Raw genomic sequence first — 24,278 nt, forward strand, 5'->3', positions numbered from 1 at the left:
CCATAGGGCCTACCTCGATGAACTTTGGCCGACCTCGATGAGGCAAGCAATTCAGTTTGGCCGGCGTGTATCCAGAGTTTACGACTTGTCCGGCTCGGTTGACGGAGGGGCAGTGCCCCCCACGCCTATGCCTAGATCAACTCCCCTGTGAGGCGGTACTCCGCTCGGCAGCATGGGAGCGGGTGAGGGCTCCTTCTGCGCCTGAACAAGGCCAGCTTCCACCTCTCGGATGAGATCTGCGAAGGCGTACGGCTTGCTGAGCAGGCGTGTACCTGGCGGCAAGTCGTGCTGAAGATCCACCCCGGCTCCCGAGGTGACGATGATGCCAACACCGGGCCAACGGTGGTGAACGAGGTGGGCAAGGGCGACACCATCGCCCACGATGGCCCGCCCTGTGATCAACATGCGCACGGCGACTGACCCTTGGAGGACCGCCACCGCCTCAGCGGCAGTGCACACCTCCATGGTCTGAAAGCCAACATCCGTCAGCATGTCGGCGGTGACCATACGGACGAGCTCGTCAGCCTCCGCGATGAGGATGGCTAGAGGTCTGCTGTCAGACATGATGTGCTCCGCGCGAACAGGGCGGGAGCGCACGCTGCTCTCAGGCACAGGCGGCCGGGACCAAAGCCAGTGATGGTCCGTTATGCGCTAATTATCAGCCGGGCGCGATGGCCCTGAGTTGTGGCCGCTCGCTACCCCAAGCCGAAGTTGCGCCACGGCAGATCGATAGCTGCTCTCGGGAAGCGCCTTTGGCGATCCGGTTGGCCGGGTTGGGTCGAAAACAGCCATTTCGTAGGCGAGACCGGCATTCGGACCCACGGACGATTCTGGCCGCGTTCGCCCGTACGTCCGAACTTCTGGCCCTGCCGTCCGCGCTGCCGACTCGTCACCCGCGCAAGCCCGACTCGATCATCCGCGCCACCGCCAGGGCCCGGGCGTCGTCGCCGAAGCGGCCGATCACCTGGACGCCCACCGGCAGGCGCTCGCCCGGCACCGGTACGTTCACGCAGGGCACGCCCATCAGGGTCCAGAGCTGGTTGAAGCGCGGGTCGCCCGTCGAGGCCAGGGTGGCAGGTGCCGGGCCCGGAGCCGAGAAGGTGAGGATCGCGTCGTATTCGGCGAACAGGCCCTTGAGCACCCGGCGAGCCCGGTGGCCGTGGCGGCGGGCCTCGTCATACTCCGCCGCCTCGATCGCCGCGCCCGCGTCGAGATGCTCCCGGACCCGCGGCGGCAGCGCGTCGCGATGGCCGTCGTACTCCCAAGCCAGCGCCAGCCGGCCCTCGTAGTTCTGGATGATTCGGTGGCGCTCCCAGGCGAGCGCCAGCTCGGGCGGCAGCGTCAGGTCGGCGACCTGCGCACCGGACCGCTCGGCCGCCTGCCGGGCGCGGTTCAGGGCGGCGTCGGCGGCGGGCTCCGGCGCTTCGGCGAAATCCTGCCGCACGAGGCCGATGCGCGGCGCCGAGCCGGTCTCGGCCCGGTCGATCTCCGGTCGCCCGGTCACCAGCGCCAGGGCGTGGGCGACGTCCGCGACCCCGGCGGCGAACAGCCCGACCGTGTCGAGCGCCCAGGAATAGGTCTTGACCCCGACCGTCGGGATCAGCCGGAAGGACGGCTTCACCGCCGCGCAGCCGCAATAGCTCGCCGGCCGGATCACCGAGCCGGCGGTCTGCGTGCCGAGCGCCAAGGGCAGCATCCCGGCACCCACCGCGGCGGCCGAGCCCGCCGAGGATCCGCCCGGGGTATGGCCGGGATCGTGCGGGTTGACGGTCGCGGTCGGGTCGCTGCTGGCGAAGGCCGTGGTCGTGGTCTTGGCGAGTGCCACGGCACCGAGGCGCTTCAGACGCGCCACCACCGAGGCATCGCCCCGAGGCTGCCAGCCGGCGTACAGCGACGAACCCATCTGACTCGGCAGGCCGGCGCTGTCGATAATGTCCTTCACGCCCACCGCGATGCCGGCGAGCGGCCCGGAATCCGGGATGGCCGGGTTGTCGTCCAGGGTGACCAGCGCCCGCAGCTCCAGCTCCCGCGCGGCGATGGCCGCGCGGCATAGATCGATCGCGCCCGAAGGCGTCAGGGTGCCGGCTTCGATGCGGGCGCGGAGGTCGAGGATTGAAAGCATCTTGTATTCAGTCCGCGGTCGACGGTCGCTGTCAACTCGATCCCCTGCCGCCGGTGTAATTGCGGATTCGGTGCATGTGCGCTCGTCCCCCCACGGACTTGCCGCCGCTCCTGATCAGACGCCGACAGCGCGCAATCCGCGAAAACCACAGGGCTCGCCGATCCCGAATCGCCGTTGACGAACGCTTTACGGGACCGTGCGCATCGTCCGGGTCATGTGGCGTGGCGTATCCCTGTTCTCCGCCCTGGCGCTGTTCGGCGCGGGGCTCACCGCTTGCTCGATCAACCGGTTCGAGCGGCGCGACCCGTGGCGCGACCAGGCGGAGCAAGTCTGCCTGGCGAAGAAACTGGTCGAGCCGACCGAGTTCATCACGCCGATCGCGGCGATGGACGGGCCAGGTCCGTGCGGCATGCAGCAGCCCTTCCGGGTGACGCGGCTCGCCGGCGGCACGGTGGTGATGAAGCAGCGGATGACGCTCGGCTGCCCGGCGCTCGCAGAGGCCGAGGCCTGGCTCGCCGACACCATCCAGCCCGCTGCGAACCTGTATTTCGGCGTGCCTGTGGCCGAGATCAACGCTGGCTCCTACTCCTGCCGGGGGCGCAACAATCAGCCCGGCGCCAAGCTCTCCGAGCACGGCTTCGGCAACGCGATCGACGTGATGTCGATCAAGCTCGCGGACGGCCACGTCATCACCGTCAAGGGCGGCTGGCGCGGCACCGAGGCGGAGCAGGGCTTCCTGCGCGAGATCTTCCTGGGTGCCTGCCAGCGGTTCACCACGGTGCTGGCCCCAGGCTCGAACGTGTTCCACTACGACCACATCCACGTCGACCTTGCCCGGCACGACCCGCGCGGCCTGAAGCGGATCTGCCAGCCGTTCATCAAGTTCACGCCCCAGCTCGGGAATGGAGCCGAGCGGCCCCTGTCGCGCCCGCTGCCGCCAACCCGCCAGCCGGCCGCCCCGCAGGCCCCGGTGGATATCGAGGAGGACGATCCCTACGGAGTCTCGCCGATGTCGAAGGCTGCGAGCCCGACCCAGGTCGCCCGAGCCCCGGCACGCCTGCCCGCGGCCTCGGCCTACACCTCGGCGCCGCCGGTCCGGCCCGCACCCCGGGTCGCCGCCGCCCCCGAGGAGCCGGCGCAGGATTACGACGAGCCGCTGCAGCTCGGCGCGCCGCCGCCGAGCACGGGGCCGATCTACTGAGACGCCCGGTTTTCGGCGTACCGCGGTAGGCCCGGACCTGTAGCGGCCGGGCCGCACAGATCGGCTAAAGCGTTCCGGATTGTGCGCAAGAGCTTGACTGGCGGCCCAGCCGAGCCATCGTCTCGCGCATGCAGGACAGCACCCCCGTCGAGGCACGCGCCATGCGCCCGATCCTTCACAGCCTCGCCCTCGGGCTGGCACTCCTCTCCGTCGCGCAGCCGGCGCTGGCCCGCTCGGCCCGGGAGGATATCGAGCCCGCCGAAGAGCGGATCTTTCCGTTCGACGCGCAGATTCCCGGCTGCCAGGACCAGAGCGTGCTGGAGCGGGTCTCGACCAACTTCGCCGAGAAGGAGGCGAAGTACTGGAATTCGTCGATGACGATCCGGTCGTTCGATACGATCGAGCGCACCGCCTGGCGGCCCTGGGGCCTCGACACCTATCCGCGCCGGTTCTGCTCGGCCACCGTCACCACGTCGGACGGGGTGCGCCGCAAGGTCGATTACTCGGTGCGTGAGAGCCTTGGCATCATCGGGGCGACCTGGGGCGTCGAGTTCTGCGTCCACGGCCTCGACCGCGATCTCGCCTACGCCTACGCGACGGCCTGCCGGATGGCGCGGCCCTGAGGATGCGCGCCCGCGTCGCCTGCCTCGCCGGCCTGCTGATCGCGGGGCCGGTTGCCGCCCAGGATGTCGGCGGCTTCAGCCGCCGGGGCGAGCCGGGCGCGTTCGATTTCTACGTGCTGGCCCTGTCGTGGTCGCCGACCTACTGCGCCGGCGTCGGCGAGCGTCGCAACGACGTGCAATGCGCGCCCGGCCGGGGCCTCGGCTTCGTGGTGCATGGGCTCTGGCCGCAATATGACCGCGGCTACCCGCAGAACTGCTCCGCTGTGGAGCGGGCGCCGACCCGGCAGGCGCTGGAGGTTGCCGGCCAGGTCTATCCGAGCGAGGGGCTCGCCCGGCACGAGTGGCGCACCCACGGCACCTGCTCCGGCCTCGATCCGGCCCGTTACTTCCAGGCCGCCCGCGATGCGCGCCTCGCCGTCACGATCCCCGACGGCCTGAAGGGCGGCGGTGCCCCGCAGACCGTGGCGCCGATCGAGATCGCTCGGCAGTTCGTGGCCGCCAACCGCGGCCTGCGCCCCGACATGATGGCGGTGACCTGCACGCGCGGGCAGTTGCAGGAGGTGCGGATCTGCTTCTCCAAGGACCTGCGCGGCTTCACTTCATGCCCCGAGGTGGCCCGGGGCAATTGCCGCGCGCCGGACATCACCCTCGACGCCGCCCGCTGACTTTTTTGACCGTTTGCACGATCATAGGCTGGACCTGGAGCGCGGGATCCGCTTGAGGGCGACGCCATGAACTATCGGCACGCCTTCCACGCCGGCAACCATGCCGACGTGCTCAAGCACCTCGTTCTCGCGCGGGTGCTCGCCCACCTGAGCCTCAAGGACAAGCCGTTCCGGGCGCTCGACGCCTTCGCGGGCCTCGGAATCTACGATCTCACCGCCGACGAGGCGGCTCGCACCGGCGAGTGGCGGGACGGCTGGGGCCGGATGGAGACGCCGTTCGCGCCCGCGGTCGAGGCGCTGTTGACGCCCTACCGGGAGACCGTGGCGGCGGTCCAGGCTCGCTACGGCGCCTCCGCCTATCCCGGTTCCCCCGCGGTGATCCGCGAGGCCCTGCGGCCCGGCGACAGGGGCGTGTTCGTCGAACTCCACCCGGAGGACGCCGCGACCCTGGGGGAGCGCTACGCGCGCGACCCGCGCACCAGGGTGCTCAGCCTGGACGGCTGGACGGCGGTCAACGCGCAGATCCCGCCGCCCGAGCGCCGCGGCCTGGTGCTGATCGACCCACCATACGAGGTGCCGGGCGAGATCGAGCGGCTCGGGACACACCTCGCCCGCGCGGTGGCAAAATGGCCGACCGGCGTGTTCCTGGCCTGGTATCCGATCAAGGATGCCGCCGCGATCGACCGCATGGTCCGGGACCTCGATGCCGCCCTGCCTCGCCCGGCCCTGCGCCTCGACCTGCTGATCGACCGGCCGGACGACCCGACGCGGCTGTGCGGCAGTGGGTTGATCGTCGTCAATCCACCCTGGCGCCTGGCCGAGGAGGCGCTCGTATTCTTGCCAGCGCTAGCTGAGCGGCTGGCCCGGAACGCGTTCGGCGGATTTCGCTGCGTTCGGATCGGTGCAGTGGGCTGATTCGTCACTATTGCCGAAGGATCGCGCAATCGGAGCACCGGTCTGGCAAGGTCTCGCATCAGGGCAGCGCCCCGAAATGTGGCTACAAAACCACAGACCTCTGCCGACCCGTCCCAAGGGGCCGAGAATGACTAAAAACTAGGCAAGTGCCATTTGTTTGATTTTGTATCAGCGGCGGGTCGGTGTCAGCTTGGCCGGGAACCAATTCAAGCGAGCCGCGAAACCATGCTGAAGCGATCCACCCTGGCCGGCTTGGCCACCGTGCTGCTCTCCTCGACCGGCATCCTCGCGGCCGATCTGCAGACCAAGGCACCCGTGCCCGTGCCGCCCCCGGCCGAACCCTGCAAGGCCACGCTCCTAGGCCCGACCTATGGCGGCCTGATCAAGGCGAACCCGAACCCAACCTGCTTCTCCGCCGGCCCGCTGGGCGACCTCTACGTCGGCGGCGCCGTCACTGGCTACGCCTACACCCAGACCAATCCGTTCGCTTCGTTCTCGACGCCCGCCGCTCCCAATGATCGAGACCGGGCTGCGCGAGTCGATTTCTCGAACCTCCAGGGCATCATCCAGAAGCCTGAGGGCGCGTTCCAGTTCTACGTGCAGGCCGGCGCGTACTCGATCCCACAGCTCGGCTTCCCGACCCTGGGCACGTTCACCCAGACCGATCTGCTGTTCGGCCCGGTTCCGGTCGCTTTCGGCAAGATCCAGATCAACGATGAATGGTCGGTCCAGGGTGGCCGGATGTTCACCCTGATCGGCACCGAGCTTCTGTTCACCTACCAGAACCTGAACATCAACCGCGGCCTCCTGTTCGTGCAGGAGAACTTCATCAACCACGGCGTGCAGGTCAATTACAGCAGCGGCCCCCTCTCGGTCTCGCTGGCCGGCACCGACGGTTTCTTCTCCAACGAGATCAGCTGGCTGACCGGCAACGTCGCCTACAAGCTCGACGACTTCAACACGATCGGTGTCAACGGCGGCCTCAACCTCGGCCGCACCAACGCCTTCGAGCGCAGCGCGCGCTACCAGTTCGCAACGCCGAACTTCCAGCAGAACAGCGGCATTTTCAACATCAACTACACCTACGCGAACGGCCCGTGGATCATCTCGCCCTACTTCCAGTTCACCAACGTCGAGCGGGATGAGCGGATCGGCATTAACAGCAGCGCGTCAACTTTCGGTGGCGCTCTGCTGGCCGCCTACTCCTTCAACGATATTTTCTCCCTCGCCGGACGCGTCGAATACACTGAACAGACCGGCGTGCGCGGCGGCAACACCCCCAACCTTCTCGGCTTTGGCCCCGGCAGCAACGCCTTCTCGGTGACCGTCACGCCGACCTTCACGTTCGACCGCTACTTCTTCCGGGTCGAATACGCCCACGTCGAGCTCGGCGGGATCACGCGTGCGTCCGTCTTGGACGGCGGGACAATTTCTCCCGGCACCGGCTTCGGCCGTTATGGCACTCGCACCTCGCAGGACCGCTACATGGTCGAGACCGGCATCACCTTCTGATCCGATTCTCCGAGCCGGCCTTCGGGCCGGATCTTTCGAAGACCCCCGGGCGCGCGTCCGGGGGTTTTTTTATGTTCGGAGAACACCGCGAATGCGTCGCGCAGCACTGATCCAATCTCGGCTCGATCTTCGATATTATAATATAGAAACGATGTAAACTGAAATAATAGAGGCTGTATATCTCATACGGAGAGTCAGTTCTGGCGCGGGAAAAGTCGCGGTGAACTTGCGATGGTATCGCCGAATCTCGTATTATCCTTCAGCCGTCATGCGTGAGCGGGTTGAGGATTTCAAAGATGCCAGTGATCAAGGCTTTGTCGGATACGTTGCGGAGTGTCGCCGCGCCCGGCATGACGCCGAAGGCGTTGCGCGCCGCCGTCCGGGAGAAGCATCCCGATGCCTCCAAGAAGGATATCGTGCGGGCCGCCTTCTATGCCTTGCTCGAGGAGCCGGAGCAGGATCTGGCCTGCCTGGCCGAACTGCACGGCTTCGCCCTCGTCGAGCGCGTGTCCGAGGATGAGCGGACTATCAAGGTCGGGGGCACCAAGAAGAAGCGTCGGGCCGCCGAGGCGGCGAAGGCTGCGACCGGTGAACTGGCCGAAGCCCTGAACTGAAGGCGCCGGCCGCCGTCCTGCGGCGCGAAGAGGCGCGGCTGGTCTGGCTCAACTTCGCTGGAGCAGGCGTCGGCCGGGACGGTGCCCCTCCTCGCCGGTGTCGCGAAAGCCGAGCTTCTGCAGGAGGCCCCAGGAGGCGACGTTGCCGGGGCGGCACTCCGCCACGACGATGCGGGCCGGGAAGCGCCTGCCCAGGAGTTCGAGGATGGCCGAGACCGCCTCGTAGGCCAAGCCACGCCCCCGCGCTGCGCCACCGACCCAATAGCCGATCTCGATCGCACCGGGTCCGCGCAGATGCGTCCCGACCACGCCGACCAGATCGGATGCGACCGTTAGCTCGCCCGCTTCAGATGCACCGGCTCGGCGCATCCAGGCTCCCAGGAAGCGGTCCTGGCCGCGCCCACCGCTGCGGATCAGGTCTTCGGCGTCGCGTACGGTGAAGGGGGTCGGCAGGAAATCCACCGCCGCGGTGATCGCGGGATCGTCGGTGACCCGGCGGAGGTCCTGGGCATCCTCCGGCCGCAGCGCGGCGATCGACAGGCGTGCGGTCTCGATCGGAGGCAGGTCGGCGAGGCTGTCGCGGGCGGCGCGAATGGTAAACATCTTTCCGATGTGGGGTGGCGACCGGACCGGAAAAGGCACGGTCAGACCCCTCTCCTTCATCCCGTGACGGTCGCCGTCACTACTCAGACAGAGCGCAATGCGCTTACCGATAGGCCGGACGGGAACGGTTGCTTAACCTGAATCCGTCTTCATTGGGGCATCAAGTTGCGTCAGGCAAACGGGTGCGTCGATGCGGGTGCGCGGTACGGGTCGAGGGTTACGGACGCTGTCGCGCGTCGCCCTCATCGGCATCATCGGTGGCGGTGCCGCCGCCTGTTCCTCGGACGCATCGCGCCTGAGCAACCCTTTCTCAAACCCCTTCTCGTCGGAGCCTGCCGCCACTGGCAGCCTGCCGGAGGGTAGCCTGAAGCCGGCGCCGGTGATCCGTACCGGCCGGATCCAGTCCGAGGCGCTCGGCGCCCCCGGTGCTGCTCCGCGTCCGGCCGCCACGGCGATCCCGGCCCCGACTCAGGCGGCCGCGCCGGCCGCCCGGGTCGCCTCGACCGGTGCCCCCGGCTGGAGCGCCCAGGGCGGCACACAGATCACGGTGTCGAAGAACGACAGCCTGAACCAGATGTCGACGCGCTTCGGCGTGCCCGCTTCGGCGATCCTGTCGGCGAACGGCCTGTCCAACGCCAGCCAGATCACCCCCGGCCGGCAGATCGTGATCCCGGTCTACAACGCCTCCGGGCTGAACCCGGCCGCGGCTCCGATGACGGCCCGGCCGGCCCGGGCCGCCGAGGAGAAGCGAGAAGACGCGCGGCAGGTCGAGGCCAAGGTCGCCTCGAAGCGCGAGGAGGCCAAGGAGGCCGCCAAGCGCGAGGAGGTTTCCAAGCGTGAAGAGGCGTCCAGGCGCGCCGCCGCCGAGAAGGAGGCGGACCGCAAGGACGCGCTGGCTCGGGACACGGCAGCCCGCAAGGTCGCCGAGGACAAGGCCCGCAAGGAAGCGTCCCTGAAGGACGCCGACAAGAAGCATCACGTTCGCCCCGGCCAGGTCGCCAAGGCGGACGAGAAGAAGGCCGACCCGAAGGCTGAGGCGAAGGCCAAGGCCGAGGCGAAGGCCCTGGAAGCCAAGGCCGAGGCCAAGGCAGCCGCGAAGGCCGAAGCCACCCAGAAGCTCGCGGAGGCCAAGGCGGCCAAGGAGGCGGCCCAGAAGGCCGCCGCCGCCGAGAAGCCCGAGAAGGTCGCCTCCAAGGAGGCGCCGAAGCCGGTCGCCGCCGCTGCGCCAGCCAAGCCGGAGCCCGCCGCCACCGGGTCCGTCGCAGATGCGACGGCGTCGGAGAGCTTCCGCTGGCCCGCCAAGGGTCGGGTGATCTCGGGCTACGGCACGTCAGGCAACGAAGGCATCAACATCGCGGTGCCGGAAGGCACGCCGGTCAAGGCCGCCGAGGAAGGCACCGTGGCCTATGCCGGCTCGGACGTGAAGGGCTACGGCAAGCTGGTGCTGGTGCGCCACGCCAACGGGTTTGTCTCGGCCTACGCCCATAACGGCGAGATCGACGTGAAGCCCGGCGACAAGGTCAAGCGCGGCCAGACCATCGCCAAGTCCGGCGCCTCCGGCAACGTCACCTCGCCGCAGCTGCACTTCGAGATCCGCAAGGGCGGCTCGCCCGTGGATCCGATGTCCCAGCTCGCCAGCAACTGAGACGACGCAATCAATGTGGCGTGTGCGGCGGTCCCGAGAGGGGCCGCCGTTCTCGTTCGCGATGCCCCCGGCTCGAACGATCGCGTGCCTGCGATCAGGTTTTGGGGGCTTGCAGTGATCCGTCCGGGCTGTGGTGGTCCACCGCGTCCGGCAGGGTCTTGGCCAGGGTCGGAAACAGCTGTTCGACGGGGATGCCGAGCTTCGCAGCCATCTGGCGGACCTGCTCGTTGTCCAGGACCTTTTGGAGGTCGTCGGCGGTGATCGGCTCGTTCGGGCCGCGGCCTAGCCAGGAATTGACCTGGCTCTCGTAGCCGGAGCGGCGGAGCTGATCGAGCAACGCGTTGAGGCCGCCCGGCAGGACCTGCTGGATGATGCCAGGCAGCGCCTTGAGCGCCATCTGCCCCAACGAACCGCCGAGACTGTCGAGCAAGCTCATGATGATCCCCGTCGCTTTCCGTACGGATAGACCCTAGCGCATCGTTCCGCTTACCGAAACCGGCCGGACGCGCTAGCGATTTGATCCGCAACAGCTTTTTCCCGGTGGCCGATGGCTGCCCGTTGGCGTGAGACTTGGCGGCCGCCGACCGCTCCGGCCGAAGGCGTCCGATCAAAAAAATCAGCGGATCTGCGTGCTGAAGTTCGGCTGGGGCTTCAGCCGGCCGTCTTCGCTCTGGGCCGCGACCGCCGCGGGCAGGAACTCGGCGAGCGCCGTCGCCACGCGGCCGGCCGGCAGGTTCAGATCGTAGGCCAGCCGCTCGGTCACCGCATCCGGCAGGCACCCGGCAATCGCGGAGGCCGGGACGGGACGGTTCTCTCCGGACCCGATCCACGAGTCGACGGCCCCGCCGTGGCCGGCCTCGCGCAGCCGGTCCAGGAATGCGACGAGGCCACCCGGGTAGAATTTTGCCAGCGCCAGCGCGAGCTTGCCGCTGCCGGTGCTTACGACCGCCCGGTCGGCCGCCGCGACCACGTCGCCGATCAGGGTCTTCACACCGTCGAGCAGGCTCATCGTGTCGTATCCCGGGGTTCGATCACCACGCTCAAGGTTGGGCGGGACCGGCGGTCGGCAAGAGGCGGTCGGCAACAGCGCATGCGGCAATTGCGCGGCGATCGGCTAAAATGTCTGCCGCAGGGAGGGCGTGATCGATGAAGCGCGTGCAGGCCGGTGTTCTCGACGTCGCCTACCTGGAGGTCGGCCCCGCGGACGGGAAGCCGGCCGTCCTGCTCCACGGCTTCCCGTACGACGTCCACGCCTACGACGCGGCGGCGGCGCGCCTAGCCGCTGCGGGCGTGCGCTGCCTGATCCCGTACCTGCGGGGTTACGGGCCGACCCGGTTCCGCGACCCGCAAACGCCGCGCTCCGGCGAGCAGGCGGCCCTGGGAGCGGATCTCCTGGCCTTCCTGGACGCGCTCGGGATTGGGCGGGCGGTGCTCGCCGGCTACGATTGGGGCGGCCGGGCGGCCTGCGTGGTGGCGGCGCTCTGGCCGGAGCGGGCGACGGGGCTCGTGAGCTGCGGCGTGGGCTACAACATCCAGAATATCCCGGCCTCGGGCGAGCCGGCATCGCCGGAGGCCGAGCATCGGTTGTGGTACCAGTACTACCTCCACGGCGCCCGGGGCCGCGCCGGCCTGGCGGCCAACCGGGCGCAATTCTGCGCGTTACTGTGGCGGCTGTGGTCGCCGACATGGCAATTCTCCGAAGAAACGTTCGCCCAGACCGCGCATTCCTTCGAAGAGAATCCGGATTTCGTCGACGTCGTAGTCCACTCCTATCGCCATCGCTTCGCACTCGCGCCCGGCGATCCGGCACTGGCCGGGATCGAAGCCAGCCTGACGGCCCAGCCGGGGATCACCGTGCCATCGATCGTGCTGCTCGGTGCCGACGACGGGGTCGGGCCGCCGCCTGAGTCCGACACCGACGCCCGGCACTTCACCGGCCCGTACCGGCGCGCCATCGTCGCGGGGGTCGGGCACAACTTTCCGCAGGAGGCGCCGGACGCCTTTGCGGAGGCGGTGCTCGGCCTGCTGTGACCGTCTGAGCGCGGGGCGTTGCTTTCGGGAAGCCCCTGGCTATAGTCCGCGCGCTTTCAGACAGGTCTGCGGACGCCGCATCCGGCGGCAGGCCTGCGTGCCAATCGCAGGAGACGCTCGTTGATCACCCCCGCCTTCGCGCAAGGGGCCGCTACGGCCGCTGGCGGAGCGGAGATCGCCTTTCAGGTGATCCCGTTCGTCCTGATCTTCGTGATCATGTATTTCCTGATCCTGCGACCGCAGCAGAAGCGGGTCAAGGACCACCAGGCGCTGATCAAGGCCGTGCGCCGGGACGACACGATCGTCACCAATGGCGGCCTGGTCGGGCGGGTCGTGAAGGCCGTCGACGACCAGGCGGAGGTCGAGGTCGAGATCGCCCCGAACGTCCGCGTGCGGGTCGTCCGGACGATGATCTCCGAGGTCCGCGCCAAGGGCGGACCGGCCAAGGCCGTCTGACACCTTCCATGAAGCGGCCGGCGTAACCCGCCGGCCTGACAGAGAAAACATCGGCCGATGCTGCGCTTCTCCCGTGCGAAGATCATCACGACCCTCGCGGCGATCCTGATCGGTCTGATGCTCGCCGTGCCGAGCTTCTTCTCGCCCGAGCAGCGCAAGGGCTTCGTGGCGAGCCTGCCGTCCTGGTTCCCGACCTGGATCGTCCCGACCCGGGGCATCGTGCTCGGCCTCGACCTTCAGGGCGGCTCGCAGTTGCTGCTGGAGGTGGACCAGAACGAGCTGATCGCCTCCCAGGCCAAAGCCCTGCGCGACGACGTGCGCCGCACGCTCCAGCAGGAGAATGTCCGCGCCGACGGCGGCGTCGGCCTGCTCCAGCGCGGCGTCCAGGTGAAGGTCGCGGACGACGCGGCCCGGGCCAAGGTCCTGCCGAAGCTGCAGGAACTGTCGCTGCCGATAACCACGTCGATCGGCCAGACCGCGGCCCGCACACTCGACATCACCGAGCAGCCCGGCGGCGTGATCCGCCTGACGCTCACCGATGTCGGCATCACCGAGCGCACCCGCCGGGCGGTCAGCCAGGGCATCGAGGTCATCCGCCGCCGCCTCGATTCCACCGGCACCACCGAGCCCTCGATCCAGCAGCAGGGCGCCGACCGGATCCTGATCCAGGTCCCGGGCGAGCAGAACCCGGAGCGGCTGGAGAAGCTGCTGGGCTCCACCGCCAAGCTCGAATTCCGCATGCTCGCCGACAGCCCCTCGGGCGACGTCGACATGCTGCCCTCCAAGGACGAGAAGGGCGCCAAGGTTCCGGTCGAGCGCCGGGTCATGGCGGATGGCGGCGAGCTAACCGACGCCCAGCCGGCCTTCGACCAGCAGTCGCATGAGCCGATGGTCAGCTTCAAATTCAACCTGCGCGGCGCCCAGCGCTTCGGCCAGGCGACCTCAGAGAATGTCGGCCGGCGCATGGCGATCGTGCTCGACAACGAGGTGGTCTCGGCCCCGGTGATCCGCTCGGCGATCACCGGCGGCTCGGGCCAGATCACCGGCAACTTCACGGTTCAGCAGGCCAACGACCTGTCGGTCCTGCTCCGGGCCGGCGCCCTGCCGGCGAAGTTCACCGTGGTCGAGCGCCGCGTCGTCGGCCCCGGCCTCGGCCGGGACTCGATCCAGGCCGGCAAGCTCGCGACCCTGGTGGCCGCCGGCCTCGTGGTCTGCTTCATGTTCGCCACCTACGGCACCTTCGGGTTCATCGCCAACATCGCCCTGATGGTCCATGTCGGGCTGATCCTGGGCCTGATGTCGGTGCTGGAGGCGACCATGACCCTGCCGGGCATCGCCGGCATCGTGCTCACCATCGGCACGGCGGTGGATTCCAACGTGCTGATCTACGAGCGCATGCGCGAGGAGAGCCATGCCGGCCGCTCGCTGATCTCCGCGCTCCAGGCCGGCTTCGACCGCGCCTTCGCGACGATCATCGACTCGAACTCGACCATGGCGATCGCCGCGCTGATCCTGTTCTTCCTCGGCTCCGGGCCGGTGAAGGGGTTCGCCGTGGTGTTCATCCTCGGCATCCTGACCACGGTCATCACCGCCGTGACGCTGACCCGGATGATGATCGCGGTGTGGTATAAGACGTTCAGGCCGAAGGCCCTGCCGTTCTGATTGAACTTCCTTTCGGGAGATGCATCGCCGCCGGTGTGATCCGCCGCTCCAAACCCCGAACCTCATCCTGAGGTGCCCGCGCCAGCGGGCCTCGAAGGAGGGATCCAGGGACCGCGCGCAGCCTGCAGGCCTCCTTCGAGGCTTGCGCGGGGCGCAAGCACCTCAGGATGAGGTCGCGGGTGGGACGGTATCGTGCCGGTGCTGACATCTTCCACACGTTAGGTCCGAAAAAATGCGCCTGCTCCGCCTCTGGCCCGATGAATCGCATTTCGACTTCATGCGCTTCCGGCGGCTGACCTTTCCGCTCTCGGCGGTGCTGTCGCTCGTCACCGTGGTGCTGTTCCTCACCATCGGGCTGAACTTCGGCATCGACTTCAAGGGCGGCACACTGGTCGAACTGCAGGCCAAGTCCGGGACCGCCGACGTGGCCGCGATTCGGCACACCGCGGTCGGCTTCGGCTTCGGCGAGCCGGAGGTGCAGGAACTCGGCAACCAGGGCACCGTGCTGGTGCGCCTGCCGCTCCAGCCCGGCGAGCAGGGCCAGACCGCCGTGATGAACAAGGCGCACGCCGCCTTCGACGCCGACTACGACTTCCGCCGCACCGAGACCGTCGGCCCGCGCGTCTCGGGCGAGCTGGTCCAGTCCGGCACGCTCGGCGTCGTGCTGTCGGTGGTCGCGGTGCTGCTCTACCTGTGGTTCCGGTTCGAGCGGGAGCTGGCGCTCGGCGCCATCGTCGGCACGCTCCACGACATCGTGCTGACGGTGGGCGTGTTCATCATCACCCGCATCGAGTTCAACATGACCTCGATCGCCGCGATCCTGACCATCGTGGGCTACTCGCTCAACGAGACCGTTGTGGTGTTCGACCGGACCCGCGAGCTGATGCGGCGCTACAAGACGATCCCCACGGTCGACCTGCTCAACCTGTCGATCAACTCGACCATGTCGCGCACCGTGATGACCTCGATCTCGTCGGGCCTGTCGCTGCTGGCGCTGGTCCTGTTCGGCGGCGAGGCGATCAAGGGCTTCGCCATCGTGATGCTCTGCGGCGTCGTGATCTGCACCTACTCGGCGATCTTCGTGTCGACTCCGGTGTTGATCTATCTGGGGCTGATGCTCTCGGGCGCTCGCGCGGCGGCCGAGCGGTCGGGCGTCCCGCAACCCGCGGAGTAGTTTTTTTCGGACATGGCCGAGCAGGAGACGTCAAAGGGCTTCGAATCCGGCTTCGTGCCGGGGCGCCACATCATCGACACCTACGGCAACGGCGGCTTCCGCTTCGCCGGGATGTCGCATCGCGGCTCGCTCCTGCTCCTGCCCTCGGGCGTTCGGGCCTGGGACGTCACGTCGGCGAAGGCGATCGACCGCACGGCCCTGCGCCCGGTCCAGGCCGAGGCCGCGGAGATCGAGCTTCTGCTGGTCGGCACCGGCCTCGACATCGCGGCGATCGACCCGTCCCTGCGCGGCTGGCTCAAGGATGCCGGCGTCGGCCTCGACGTGATGCAGACCGGGGCGGCGGCCCGCACCTACAACATCCTGGTGGCCGAGAACCGCAAGGTCGCGGCCGCCCTGATCGTGGTCGATTGATGCCGGAGGTCGACGACAAGCCCGCCGAGACCGGCCTGGCCTTCGCGCAGGCCCATTGCGAGCAGCTGGTCCGCGATGGCGATCCGGACCGCTACTACGCGACCCTGTTCGCCCCGGCCGCCGCCCGCCCGCATCTCTTCGCCCTCTACGCCTTCAGCCTGACCGTCGCACGGGTGCGCGAGGCCGCCTCGAACCCGATGGCCGGCGAGATCCGCCTGCAATGGTGGCGCGATGCGCTCCAGGGCGAGGCCCGAGGTGATGTCCGCGCCAACCCGGTGGCGGCGGCCCTCGAAGAGGCGATCCGGGTGAACCGCCTGCTGCGCCAGCCCTTCGTGGACCTGATCGACGCAAGGGTGTTCGACCTCTACGAGGATCCGATGCCCCGGGTGAACGACCTGGAGGGCTATTGCGGCGAGACCGCCTCCGCCCTGTTCCGGCTGGCGAGCCTGGTGATCGGCAACGGCACCGAGCCGGGCGGCGCGGGGGCCGCCGGCCATGCCGGGGTCGCCTACGGGATTACCGGCCTGCTGCGCGCCCTGCCCTGGCACGCCCGCTCCGGCCAGGTCTACCTGCCGGCCGACGTGCTGGCCCGCTACGGCGTCACCCGCGAGGACATCACCAGCGGCCGCGGCGGCCCCGGCCTGCGCCGGGCCTGCGCCGACCTGCGCGACCTCGCCCGGACCCATCTCAAGGCCTTCGAGGCCGCCCGCCCGGCGATCGCACCGCTGGCCGGCACGGCGTTCCTGCCGGTGGCGCTGGTCGAGCCCTATCTCGCCATGATGGAGCGGGCGAGCTACGACCCGCTCAACACGCTCACCGACCTGCCGCGCTGGCGCCGGCTGTGGCGGCTGTGGCGGGCGTCGCGACGGATTGGTTGAACACCGTCGGGCGGTTCGTTCTCGCCTTCTGGCAAAGGACCCGCACCGTCATTGCGAGCACAGCGAAGCAACCCAGGGCAGCGCGCGATCTCAGAATGGTGGCGTTTCCCTGGGTTGCTTCGCTACGCTCGCAATGACGGTGGGGAACGGGGACGTCACAGCACCCGTGCCAACCCCGGCACCAGCGCCGCCAGACGCGTCGGCGGCCCGAGCTCCGGTTCGGCCTCCGGGCTCGCCAGGGTCGCGATCCGGCAGCGGCCATCCCGGCTGAGGCCGGTCACCAGGCGTCCGCCCGGTTCGAGGGCGGCGCGCCAGTGTGGCGGGATGGCCTCGACGCTGCCGTGCACGAGGATCCGGTCGAAGCCGCCATCCGGCAGATCCGGGGCGAGGCCGTCGGCCTGGACCACGTGGACCTCGGACAGGGCGGCGAGCCGCGCGGCGGCCTCCCGGGCCAGGGTGGCGTAGCGCTCCAGGCTCAGGACCGCGCCGGCCCCGAGCTTGGCCAGCAGCGCCGTGGCGTAGCCCGAGCCGGTGCCGATCTCGAGGATCCGGTGGCCCGGCTCGACGCGCAGCAGCGCCAGCATCTGGGCCACCTGGGTGGGGGCCGTCATCGAGGCGCCGCAGGGCAGCGGCAGGGCGAGGTCCCGCCGGGCCTGGGCGCGATGGGCCTCGGGGGCGAACGGCTCCCGCGGGACCTGCTCCATGGCCCGCAGGATCGCGGTGTCCCGCATCCCCCGGCCCCGGAGCGCCATGACGAAGGCCGCGTTGCCGGCAGCCTCCTCGAGGCCGCCCAGATCGATCACGCCGAGAAGGCCTGCGCGAACCGGGTCAGGGTCGGCTCGTCCGTGAGGTCGAGGCGCAGGGGCGTCACCGAGATCCGCTTCTCGGCGATCGCCTTCAGATCCGAGCCGTGGCCCGGCTCGAACCGGGCCTTGGCGAAGGCCAGCCAGAAATACGGATTGCCGCGCCCGTCGACCCGGGCGTCGATCGACAGCAGCGCCTGGTTCCGGAAGCCCTGCGCCGCCACCGCGATGCCCTGGACGTCGGCCGGCGCGCAATCCGGGAAGTTGACGTTGATCACGATGCCGGGCTCGATCCCGGTCTCGAGGATCTTACGGATCACCTTCGGGCCGTGCTCCCGGGCGCAGTCCCACTTGAGATTGGTCCGTCCGCCCGCCCCGTAGGCCTGGCTCAGCGCGATCGAGCGGATGCCGAGGATCGTGCCCTCCATGGCGGCCGCGATCGTGCCCGAATAGGTCACGTCCTCGGCGACGTTCTGGCCGCGGTTGACCCCCGACAGGACCAAGTCCGGCCCGTGATCGCCGAGGATGTGGCGCACCCCCAGGATCACGCAATCGGAGGGCGTGCCCTTCACGGCGAAGCGCTGCTCCGAGACCTGCCGCAGGCGCAGCGGGTCGTTCAGCGAGAGCGAGTGCGACACGCCGGACTGGTCGCTCTCCGGCGCCACCACCCAGACGTCGTCGGACAGCTCCCGGGCGATCTCCTCCAGAGTGGCGAGCCCCGGCGCGTGGATGCCGTCGTCGTTGGTGACTAGGATGCGCATCAGTGGGCCCCTTCGATCCGGTTGAGCCCGCCCATGTAGGGGTGGAGCACCGACGGGATCGTGATGCTCCCGTCCGGGTTCTGGTAGTTCTCCATCACGGCGATCAGGGCGCGGCCGACCGCGACCCCCGAGCCGTTGAGCGTGTGGACATAGGCCGGTTTGCCGTCCTTGCCCCGGTAGCGGGCGTTCATCCGCCGGGCCTGGAACGGGCCGCAGACGGAACACGACGAGATCTCGCGATGGGTCCGCTGGCCCGGTACCCAGACCTCGATGTCGTAGGTCTTCTGGCTCGCGAAGCCCATGTCGCCGGTGCAGAGCGTCATCACCCGGTAGGGCAGATCGAGCTTTTTCAGGACCGCCTCCGCGCAGGTGAGCATCCGCTCGTGCTCGTTGGCGGATTCTTCCGGCGACGTGATCGAGACGAGCTCGACCTTGTTGAACTGGTGCTGGCGCAGCATGCCCCGCGTATCCCGGCCCGCCGCCCCGGCCTCGGCCCGGAAGCAGGGGGTGAGCGCGGTGAAGCGCAGGGGTAGTTCCTCCTCGCGGAGGATGGATTCGCGGACGAGGTTGGTCAGCGGGACTTCGGCGGTGGGGATGAGCCAGAATTTTTCGGTCCTGTCCGGCTCCGTTCCGGTTGCCGTCGCCGTTGCGGTATCGAGCCCCTTAAAGACCGAGAACTGATCATCCGCAAATTTCGGAAGCTGCGCCGTGCCGAACATCGCTGCGTCGCGCACCAGAACCGGCGGCGCCACTTCCAAATACCCATGCTCTTGCGTGTGCAGGTCGAGCATGAACTGGCCCAGCGCCCGCTCCAGCCGGGCGAGCTGGCCCTTGAGCACCACGAAGCGCGAGCCCGAGAGCTTGGCGGCGGATTCGAAATCTATGAGCCCGCTGGCCTCGCCGAGCTCGAAATGCTCGCGGCCCTCGGTCAGCCGCTCGCGGGCGGAGGCGTGGCTGCGGTAGAGCACGTTACCGTGCTCGTCGGCGCCGTCCGGCACGTCGGGCTTGGGCTGGTTCGGGATCGCGGCGAGTTTTTCGGATAGCGCCGCGTCGGCCCGGTCCTGCGCGGCCTTCAAGTCGGCCTCGGCGCTTTTAAGCGCGGCGACCTCCGCCATCAGGGCGGCCGCGCGGGCCTCGTCCTTGGCCTTCTTGGCTCCGCCGATCTCCTTGGCGAGCGCGTTGCGCCGCTCTTGGTTGGCCTGGGCCGCCGAGACCGCGGATTTGCGGGCCTCGTCGAGGGCGATCAGCGCGGACGAGAGCGACGCGAGCCCCCGGCGGGCGAGGTCGCGGTCGAAGGCGTCCGGGTTGTCCCGGATGGCGCGGATGTCGTGCATCGTGTCGGCTCGGATCTGCGGCGCACGAGGCTCGGCGCGCGCGGCCCCCGCTTTGCCGCATCGCGTCCGGTGGGACAAGCGCGGGGCGCCCTCACGCCTTCGGCGGCGCGATCTTCAGCTGGTCGATCGCCCACAGCCAGGTGCCGTCCGGCTGCGCGCGGGCGACTTCCACCGACAGCGCGCCGTTGGGCAGCCGCGCGAAGGTCAACGCGAGGGCGCCGTTGCGCACGGGTTCCAGCGTCTCGGGGGCCGGAAAGTCGGACTTGCGCGCCAGCAGATCCGTGTAGAAGGCCCGGATCTCGGCATGGCCGGTGGCCACGACGCGGCCGGCGGCCAGCACCGCGTCGGGCTCGTAGAGCGCCACCAGCCCCTCGACATCGCCGGCATTGGCCCGCTCGTTGAAGAGCTGGGCCAGCGCCGCCGGCTCGGTTGCAGCGTGTCGGTTCTCGTGGGCCACGGGCAACTCCTGTGTGGGCTATGGGTGTGTGTGACATCTCGGGCTGCGCGCCCGGATGTGTGAGAAGACGTCGGCCACGACGCTGCGGGATGGTCCGAAACGCCATACGCCCGGCCGGCACTCATGCGAGGCGCGCCCCGTCGGCATCCTCCACCGAGACGGTCACCGGGATCCCGGCCTTCACGCTCTCCGAGACGGTGCAGAAGCGCTCGAACTGCTCCAGCACCCGGTCGATCCGGGGCATGGCCTCGGCCGCGGCCCCCAGCCGGATGCGCACGGCGATCCCGCCGATCCGCAGGCGGCCCTCCGGGTTGCGTGCCATCCGGCAGGTCGCCTCGGCGGCGACGCCCTGCGCGTCCTGCCGGAACTTGCCCAGAGCGAAGACCAGGCTGGCGCACAGGCAGTTCGCCACGCCCGAGGCCAGCAGCTGCTCGGGGATCGGACCTGTGCCGCCGCCGACCGGGGGCGCCTCGTCGGTGAGCAGGCCGGACAGCCCCGCGCCGAAATCGACGGTGAAGACGTAAGCCCCGACCTGGGTGATCCGGATCGTCGGTCCTGCATCCATCGGCGCCCTCCCGGGGCCGATCCGACCGCCCACGCGGAGAATTCAACGCCCGATCCGGCTTCGCGTTCGAGCCGCACGGGGACAGATGATTTCTGCAACCGAACGCCGTAGTACGGTCGCTCGACCGATCCGGAAGCGAACCCCCGATCCGATGACGAGCTTCGAGACCCTGATGCCGCTCCTGGAGCGGATCGCTACCGCCCTGGAGCGCGCCGCGCCGCCCGCCCAGCCGGCCTTCGACCCGAACGCCGCCGACGCCTTCCTGTGGGGGCCGGAGCGGCGGCTCACTGCGGTGCCGCAGGTGGCCCGGGTGGAGATCGGCCTGCTCACCGGCATCGACCGGGCCCGCGACACCCTGATCGAGAACACCGAGCGCTTCGCCCGCGGCCTGCCGGCCAACAACGCCCTGCTGTGGGGCGCCCGCGGCATGGGCAAATCCTCGCTGGTCAAGGCGGCCCATGCCGAGATCAACGCCCGCCGGCCCGAGGGCGCGCGGCCGATGAAGCTGGTGGAGATCCACCGGGAGGATATCGAGGCCCTGCCCGACCTGATGGCCCTGCTCCGGCCCGACCCGCATCGCTGGCTGGTCTATTGCGACGACCTCTCCTTCGACGGCGACGACACCTCGTACAAGTCGCTCAAGACCGCGCTGGACGGCGGCATCGAGGGTCGTCCCGGCAACGTGCTGTTCTACGCCACCTCCAACCGCCGGCATCTGCTGGCCCGCGACATGGTCGAGAACGAGCGCTCGACGGCGATCAACCCCGGCGAGGCCGTCGAAGAGAAGGTCTCGCTGTCGGACCGGTTCGGCCTCTGGCTCGGCTTCCACAAATGCAGCCAGGACGAGTTCCTGGCGATGATCCGCGCCTATGCCGATCGCTACGGCCTGGACCTGCCCGCGGAGCGCCTGCGCGCCGAGGCCCTGGAATGGGCCACCACCCGGGGCTCCCGCTCGGGCCGCACCGCGTTCCAGTTCATCCAGGACCTGGCCGGGCGGATGGGGAAGGTGCTGGATTGAGGATTCTTATAAGCGCCTGATCGATTTGAGATATTCCACCCGCGACCTCATCCTGAGGTGCCCGGCGATCGAAGATCGCCGGGCCTCGAAGGAGCCCTCCAGAAGCCTCTGTGATCCCTAGAGGCCTCCTTCGCAGCGTTCGCTGCGCTCCGTCGCCTCAGGATGAGGGCGTGGATGGGACAGGCGCTGCCCGGGCGGTCGTCGGTGGATGCGCCGACATCGGTCCACGCACCCCGTCATCCCGGGGCCGCAGATTGGAGCCAAGGATCCAAAACCACAGGTGGAGCAACGCGTTGTACCGTCGGCGGCTCTGGGTCCCGGGTTCGCCTCCGGCGCCCAAGGATGACACGGTGATTCATTCGGCTGCGGTCGCGTCGCCCTGCAGACGCCAAGCCGCCGCCGCAGATTTTCAAAAATCCACCGACGCCGAGAGCCACGTGGTACGCGGGGCCCCGAGGATGAGGGCGCCGTTCGCGTTGGCGATCCAGTAGTGGTTGTCGGTGACGTTGGACACGGTCACGCGTAGCGTGACCGGCCTGTCCTGCACCAGCGCCACGTAGCGCAGCCCGAGATCCAGCGTCGTCCAGTCCGGGATTTTGGAGAAGGCGGCACTGGTCAGGGTGGTGCCGGCGTAGGACGCGCCGGTGTAGACCATCGTGGCGATCGCCGTGAGACCGCGCAGGAACGGCGTGTCCCATTCGAGGCCCGTGGTGGCCTGGAAGCGCGGCGCGCCGGTGGCGGGATTGCCGTCGTAGAGGCCGCCCCGGGTCCGGCGCCAGCGGGCGTCGAGCAGGGTCGCGCCGGCGATGACCCGCAGGTCCGGCGCTATCGCGCCGAAGATCGTTCCCTCGAAGCCGCGGTTCCGCTGAGAGCCAGCGACGCCGAAACGGTTGGTGATGGGATCGACGTTGCCGGCCGGCTGGGTGATCTCGAAGGCGGCCAACGTCGCCCCGAAGGTCCCGAAGTCGAGCTTCGCGCCGATCTCATATTGCCGCGACCGGGCCGGCGCGAAGGTCTGGGCGGTATTGATCGCGGTGTTTGGCGCCCGCAGCGCGGTGAGGCCCTGGACCGCGTTGGCGTAGAGCGAAAGCGCCTCGGTCGGCCGCACCACGAGGCCGAAGGCCGGCGTCGTCGCGCTCTTGTCGTAGGACGTGCTCAGCAGGCCCGTGATCGGCGCATAGTTGCCGAGTTCGATCTCTTGACGCCGGGCGCCGACCATGAACTCGACCAGTCCGTCGGCCACCGACATCGTGTCGGCCACGGCGTAGCTCGTCATCCGGTCGTAGCTCGCCCGGCCGCGGGGATACGTGCCGGCGGCCAGCGGTAGCCCCGGCGAGGCCAGACGGACGGGCGCGTAGAGGTTCGACCGGTAGTTCGGATACGTGATCTGGCCGAGCGTCAGGTCCTGATCAAGGATCGTCGCGCTGAACACGGCCTCGTGCCGGATCCAGCCGGTGTCGAACCGCGCCCGTGCCCCCGCCTCGCCTGACAGCGTCGACGTGCCGCCGGTCTGGAAGATCGAGTTCACCTGCGTATTGCCCCGTCGATCGAGCAGGGTGAAGGCCGGGTTCTCCTGCTTGTCGTAGGTGAAGCGGTTACCGCCGAGCGCCGCGAACAGCATGATGTCCGAGGTCAGGTCGAACTCCGCGCGGCCGAGGCCGGTGAGGCTGTCGGCGCGGGAGAAATCGAAGTCCTGGGACATGTTCCGGCGCGGGTTCGGTGCCCGGGGGACGTGCAGCCCCGGCTGCGGATTTCCGCCCCGGGTCTGGGCGTCGTAGGCGTCGTGCTGGTAGATCACGTCGGCGTAGAGCCGGAGCCGGTCTCCGGAATAGTCGAGGGCCAGTGAGCCGACGCCGTTGCGCTGCGCGGTCCGGTCGATCGGCGTGTCGCCGCCGAAGCCCGCGCCGTTGATGCGGATGCCGAACTCCCCTGCCTCGCCGTAGCGCCGAGAAACGTCGACCTGCGCCCCGCCTCGGGTCGTTGAGGCGTAGTCGACGGTCGCCCGGGTCAGCGGTTCGTCGCCCGCGCGCTTGGTGACCACGTTCACGGTGCCGGCGACGCTGCCGAAGATCGACGCGCCGAACAGGAACGCCACCGGCCCCTTGAGCACCTCGATCCGCTCGAGTGGGGCCGGACTGATCCGGTAATCGGGCACGAGGCCGTACAGCCCGTTCAGGGCGAACTCGCGGTTGTCGACCCGGAAGCCGCGGATCGTCAGCGCGTCGTAGCGGTTGCCGCTGCCGATCGAGGCTCGCACGGACGGGTCGGTACGCGTCAGGAGATCGCCGACGCTGATCGCCTGCGCGTCGCGGATGGTCTTCTCGGTGTAGCTCGCCGTGCTGAACGGCGTCCGCATGTAATCCCGGTTGCCCAGGATGCCGAGTCGGCTGCCGCGTGCGACCTGACCGCCGGCAAACGCCTTCGGAAGGCCGCCCGCCTCCCCCTGCCCCAGCCGGCCCGCATTGGGGTTGCGCGCCTCGACCGAGAGCGTGTCGAGTTGGACCGCTTGTGCGGTGCGACCCGTGCTGTCCTGCGCGAACGCAGCGTGGTTCGTAGTCAGGAGGAGCGTTGTCAAAGGTACGACGTGGCGGATGTATGTGCAGGTCATGAATTTCCGGGCGCCGATCAAGTCGAGGCATTGAGTCGACGACCGGTTCCTCTCTCCGCAAGCGGATCGGCGTGGGAATCATCGTTGCGTCAACGGATCGCGGCTACCAGCGGCGAAATTCTCAAGCAAGAAATAAAAATTAGATTATATAAATTTCAAGCTGTTAGTATGGCAATTTATTGTCACTCAATATTGAGAGGTAAAATAATTTAATATCTCA

At 68.9% G+C, this 24,278-nt stretch carries 25 protein-coding genes; 15 read left to right on the forward strand and 10 right to left on the reverse strand.

Annotation, left to right across the window (positions count from 1 at the left end):
• Positions 1-285 precede the first annotated feature (285 nt).
• Positions 286-420: a hypothetical protein gene (locus MFF40_RS28840; RefSeq protein WP_281406516.1), complete on the forward strand. Its 135-nt coding sequence runs from the start codon at positions 286-288 to the stop codon at positions 418-420.
• 469 nt (positions 421-889) lie between these two features.
• On the opposite strand, the gene MFF40_RS08765 is transcribed toward MFF40_RS28840, so the two are convergent.
• Positions 890-2,122 carry an amidase gene (locus MFF40_RS08765; RefSeq protein ID WP_238260177.1) on the reverse strand — a complete coding sequence of 411 codons (1,233 nt, stop codon included), beginning with the start codon at positions 2,120-2,122 and terminating at the stop codon, positions 890-892.
• A 214-nt stretch (positions 2,123-2,336) separates the two neighbouring features.
• Here MFF40_RS08765 and MFF40_RS08770 point away from each other — a divergent pair, with 214 nt between their 5' ends.
• The 6 genes from MFF40_RS08770 to MFF40_RS08795 all read left to right on the forward strand — a co-directional run bounded on the left by MFF40_RS08770 (position 2,337) and on the right by MFF40_RS08795 (position 7,652).
• Positions 2,337-3,323, forward strand: coding sequence for an extensin-like domain-containing protein (locus MFF40_RS08770; RefSeq protein WP_147897870.1), 987 nt, complete (start codon positions 2,337-2,339; stop codon positions 3,321-3,323).
• Positions 3,324-3,484: 161 nt separating this feature from the next.
• Entirely contained in the window at positions 3,485-3,946 is a 462-nt protein-coding gene (locus MFF40_RS08775; RefSeq protein ID WP_147856043.1) for a hypothetical protein, read from the forward strand.
• Positions 3,947-3,948: 2 nt separating this feature from the next.
• Positions 3,949-4,611: a ribonuclease T2 family protein gene (locus MFF40_RS08780; RefSeq protein WP_147856038.1), complete on the forward strand. Its 663-nt coding sequence runs from the start codon at positions 3,949-3,951 to the stop codon at positions 4,609-4,611.
• A 66-nt stretch (positions 4,612-4,677) separates the two neighbouring features.
• A complete protein-coding gene (locus MFF40_RS08785) occupies positions 4,678-5,526 on the forward strand; it encodes a 23S rRNA (adenine(2030)-N(6))-methyltransferase RlmJ (RefSeq protein WP_238260178.1) in 849 nt (282 codons plus the stop codon).
• Between the two features lie 225 nt (positions 5,527-5,751).
• Entirely contained in the window at positions 5,752-7,038 is a 1,287-nt protein-coding gene (locus tag MFF40_RS08790; protein WP_147856040.1) for a porin, read from the forward strand.
• A 296-nt stretch (positions 7,039-7,334) separates the two neighbouring features.
• Positions 7,335-7,652, forward strand: coding sequence for a hypothetical protein (locus tag MFF40_RS08795; protein WP_147856041.1), 318 nt, complete (start codon positions 7,335-7,337; stop codon positions 7,650-7,652).
• Between the two features lie 48 nt (positions 7,653-7,700).
• Here the strand turns inward: MFF40_RS08795 and MFF40_RS08800 are convergent, their stop codons facing one another.
• Complete coding sequence (locus MFF40_RS08800; protein WP_147856042.1) at positions 7,701-8,255, reverse strand: GNAT family N-acetyltransferase; 555 nt, start codon at positions 8,253-8,255, stop codon at positions 7,701-7,703.
• Positions 8,256-8,445: 190 nt separating this feature from the next.
• On the opposite strand from MFF40_RS08800, the gene MFF40_RS08805 reads away from it, so the two are divergent.
• The gene (locus tag MFF40_RS08805) at positions 8,446-9,900 is read left to right on the forward strand and encodes a peptidoglycan DD-metalloendopeptidase family protein (RefSeq protein ID WP_238260179.1); all 1,455 of its coding nucleotides are present in this window, start codon (positions 8,446-8,448) and stop codon (positions 9,898-9,900) included.
• A gap of 94 nt (positions 9,901-9,994) precedes the next feature.
• Here the strand turns inward: MFF40_RS08805 and MFF40_RS08810 are convergent, their stop codons facing one another.
• Both MFF40_RS08810 and MFF40_RS08815 read right to left on the reverse strand, forming a co-directional pair.
• Entirely contained in the window at positions 9,995-10,336 is a 342-nt protein-coding gene (locus tag MFF40_RS08810; protein ID WP_147855367.1) for a YidB family protein, read from the reverse strand.
• Between the two features lie 180 nt (positions 10,337-10,516).
• Positions 10,517-10,909 carry a YidB family protein gene (locus tag MFF40_RS08815; protein ID WP_147855368.1) on the reverse strand — a complete coding sequence of 131 codons (393 nt, stop codon included), beginning with the start codon at positions 10,907-10,909 and terminating at the stop codon, positions 10,517-10,519.
• A 137-nt stretch (positions 10,910-11,046) separates the two neighbouring features.
• On the opposite strand from MFF40_RS08815, the gene MFF40_RS08820 reads away from it, so the two are divergent.
• The 6 genes from MFF40_RS08820 (at position 11,047) to MFF40_RS08845 (ending at position 16,512) form a co-directional block, all read left to right on the forward strand.
• Positions 11,047-11,931, forward strand: coding sequence for an alpha/beta fold hydrolase (locus MFF40_RS08820; protein ID WP_238260180.1), 885 nt, complete (start codon positions 11,047-11,049; stop codon positions 11,929-11,931).
• Between the two features lie 120 nt (positions 11,932-12,051).
• The gene (gene yajC / locus MFF40_RS08825) at positions 12,052-12,387 is read left to right on the forward strand and encodes a preprotein translocase subunit YajC (protein WP_147855372.1); all 336 of its coding nucleotides are present in this window, start codon (positions 12,052-12,054) and stop codon (positions 12,385-12,387) included.
• A gap of 57 nt (positions 12,388-12,444) precedes the next feature.
• Entirely contained in the window at positions 12,445-14,049 is a 1,605-nt protein-coding gene (gene secD / locus MFF40_RS08830) for a protein translocase subunit SecD (RefSeq protein WP_147855371.1), read from the forward strand.
• 232 nt (positions 14,050-14,281) lie between these two features.
• Positions 14,282-15,223 (forward strand): protein translocase subunit SecF, encoded by a 942-nt coding sequence (gene secF, locus MFF40_RS08835; RefSeq protein WP_058191332.1) that lies wholly within the window; start codon positions 14,282-14,284, stop codon positions 15,221-15,223.
• Positions 15,224-15,235: 12 nt separating this feature from the next.
• Positions 15,236-15,634: an Mth938-like domain-containing protein gene (locus MFF40_RS08840; RefSeq protein ID WP_147855370.1), complete on the forward strand. Its 399-nt coding sequence runs from the start codon at positions 15,236-15,238 to the stop codon at positions 15,632-15,634.
• Positions 15,634-16,512: a phytoene/squalene synthase family protein gene (locus MFF40_RS08845; RefSeq protein ID WP_147855369.1), complete on the forward strand. Its 879-nt coding sequence runs from the start codon at positions 15,634-15,636 to the stop codon at positions 16,510-16,512. Before MFF40_RS08840 ends, MFF40_RS08845 begins: the two co-directional genes overlap by 1 nt.
• Positions 16,513-16,667: 155 nt before the next feature.
• On the opposite strand, the gene MFF40_RS08850 is transcribed toward MFF40_RS08845, so the two are convergent.
• The 5 genes from MFF40_RS08850 to MFF40_RS08870 form a co-directional block, all read right to left on the reverse strand.
• Positions 16,668-17,315 (reverse strand): protein-L-isoaspartate O-methyltransferase family protein, encoded by a 648-nt coding sequence (locus MFF40_RS08850; RefSeq protein ID WP_147898981.1) that lies wholly within the window; start codon positions 17,313-17,315, stop codon positions 16,668-16,670.
• On the reverse strand, positions 17,312-18,076 hold the full coding sequence (gene surE / locus MFF40_RS08855; RefSeq protein WP_147855604.1) for a 5'/3'-nucleotidase SurE: 765 nt from the start codon (positions 18,074-18,076) through the stop codon (positions 17,312-17,314). The genes MFF40_RS08850 and surE overlap by 4 nt, the downstream gene beginning before the upstream one ends.
• Positions 18,076-19,410, reverse strand: a complete 1,335-nt coding sequence (serS, locus tag MFF40_RS08860; RefSeq protein ID WP_147855605.1) for a serine--tRNA ligase — start codon at positions 19,408-19,410, stop codon at positions 18,076-18,078. The genes surE and serS overlap by 1 nt, the downstream gene beginning before the upstream one ends.
• A gap of 91 nt (positions 19,411-19,501) precedes the next feature.
• On the reverse strand, positions 19,502-19,867 hold the full coding sequence (locus tag MFF40_RS08865; protein ID WP_147855606.1) for a YybH family protein: 366 nt from the start codon (positions 19,865-19,867) through the stop codon (positions 19,502-19,504).
• 121 nt (positions 19,868-19,988) lie between these two features.
• Positions 19,989-20,432, reverse strand: a complete 444-nt coding sequence (locus MFF40_RS08870) for an OsmC family protein (protein ID WP_147855607.1) — start codon at positions 20,430-20,432, stop codon at positions 19,989-19,991.
• A 151-nt stretch (positions 20,433-20,583) separates the two neighbouring features.
• On the opposite strand from MFF40_RS08870, the gene MFF40_RS08875 reads away from it, so the two are divergent.
• Positions 20,584-21,450: an ATP-binding protein gene (locus MFF40_RS08875; protein ID WP_147855608.1), complete on the forward strand. Its 867-nt coding sequence runs from the start codon at positions 20,584-20,586 to the stop codon at positions 21,448-21,450.
• 409 nt (positions 21,451-21,859) lie between these two features.
• On the opposite strand, the gene MFF40_RS08880 is transcribed toward MFF40_RS08875, so the two are convergent.
• Positions 21,860-24,025, reverse strand: coding sequence for a TonB-dependent receptor (locus MFF40_RS08880; protein WP_238260181.1), 2,166 nt, complete (start codon positions 24,023-24,025; stop codon positions 21,860-21,862).
• Positions 24,026-24,278: the final 253 nt, after the last annotated feature.

This window comes from Methylobacterium mesophilicum (assembly GCF_022179445.1).
Lineage (GTDB): Bacteria > Pseudomonadota > Alphaproteobacteria > Rhizobiales > Beijerinckiaceae > Methylobacterium > Methylobacterium mesophilicum.

Excerpts from the sequence above, each read along its gene's own strand:
- surE (WP_147855604.1), bottom strand. The coding sequence starts at position 18,076 with ATGCGCATCCTAGTCACCAACGACGACGGCATCCACGCGCCGGGGCTC.
- MFF40_RS08840 (WP_147855370.1), top strand. The coding sequence starts at position 15,236 with ATGGCCGAGCAGGAGACGTCAAAGGGCTTCGAATCCGGCTTCGTGCCG.
- MFF40_RS08810 (WP_147855367.1), bottom strand. The coding sequence starts at position 10,336 with ATGAGCTTGCTCGACAGTCTCGGCGGTTCGTTGGGGCAGATGGCGCTC.
- MFF40_RS08765 (WP_238260177.1), bottom strand. The coding sequence starts at position 2,122 with ATGCTTTCAATCCTCGACCTCCGCGCCCGCATCGAAGCCGGCACCCTG.
- MFF40_RS08845 (WP_147855369.1), top strand. The coding sequence starts at position 15,634 with ATGCCGGAGGTCGACGACAAGCCCGCCGAGACCGGCCTGGCCTTCGCG.
- MFF40_RS08875 (WP_147855608.1), top strand. The coding sequence starts at position 20,584 with ATGACGAGCTTCGAGACCCTGATGCCGCTCCTGGAGCGGATCGCTACC.
- MFF40_RS08815 (WP_147855368.1), bottom strand. The coding sequence starts at position 10,909 with ATGAGCCTGCTCGACGGTGTGAAGACCCTGATCGGCGACGTGGTCGCG.
- MFF40_RS08805 (WP_238260179.1), top strand. The coding sequence starts at position 8,446 with ATGCGGGTGCGCGGTACGGGTCGAGGGTTACGGACGCTGTCGCGCGTC.
- serS (WP_147855605.1), bottom strand. The coding sequence starts at position 19,410 with ATGCACGACATCCGCGCCATCCGGGACAACCCGGACGCCTTCGACCGC.
- MFF40_RS08785 (WP_238260178.1), top strand. The coding sequence starts at position 4,678 with ATGAACTATCGGCACGCCTTCCACGCCGGCAACCATGCCGACGTGCTC.
- MFF40_RS08780 (WP_147856038.1), top strand. The coding sequence starts at position 3,949 with ATGCGCGCCCGCGTCGCCTGCCTCGCCGGCCTGCTGATCGCGGGGCCG.
- MFF40_RS08775 (WP_147856043.1), top strand. The coding sequence starts at position 3,485 with ATGCGCCCGATCCTTCACAGCCTCGCCCTCGGGCTGGCACTCCTCTCC.
- MFF40_RS08870 (WP_147855607.1), bottom strand. The coding sequence starts at position 20,432 with ATGGATGCAGGACCGACGATCCGGATCACCCAGGTCGGGGCTTACGTC.
- MFF40_RS08820 (WP_238260180.1), top strand. The coding sequence starts at position 11,047 with ATGAAGCGCGTGCAGGCCGGTGTTCTCGACGTCGCCTACCTGGAGGTC.
- MFF40_RS08795 (WP_147856041.1), top strand. The coding sequence starts at position 7,335 with ATGCCAGTGATCAAGGCTTTGTCGGATACGTTGCGGAGTGTCGCCGCG.
- MFF40_RS08790 (WP_147856040.1), top strand. The coding sequence starts at position 5,752 with ATGCTGAAGCGATCCACCCTGGCCGGCTTGGCCACCGTGCTGCTCTCC.
- secF (WP_058191332.1), top strand. The coding sequence starts at position 14,282 with ATGCGCCTGCTCCGCCTCTGGCCCGATGAATCGCATTTCGACTTCATG.
- MFF40_RS08800 (WP_147856042.1), bottom strand. The coding sequence starts at position 8,255 with ATGTTTACCATTCGCGCCGCCCGCGACAGCCTCGCCGACCTGCCTCCG.
- secD (WP_147855371.1), top strand. The coding sequence starts at position 12,445 with ATGCTGCGCTTCTCCCGTGCGAAGATCATCACGACCCTCGCGGCGATC.
- MFF40_RS08770 (WP_147897870.1), top strand. The coding sequence starts at position 2,337 with ATGTGGCGTGGCGTATCCCTGTTCTCCGCCCTGGCGCTGTTCGGCGCG.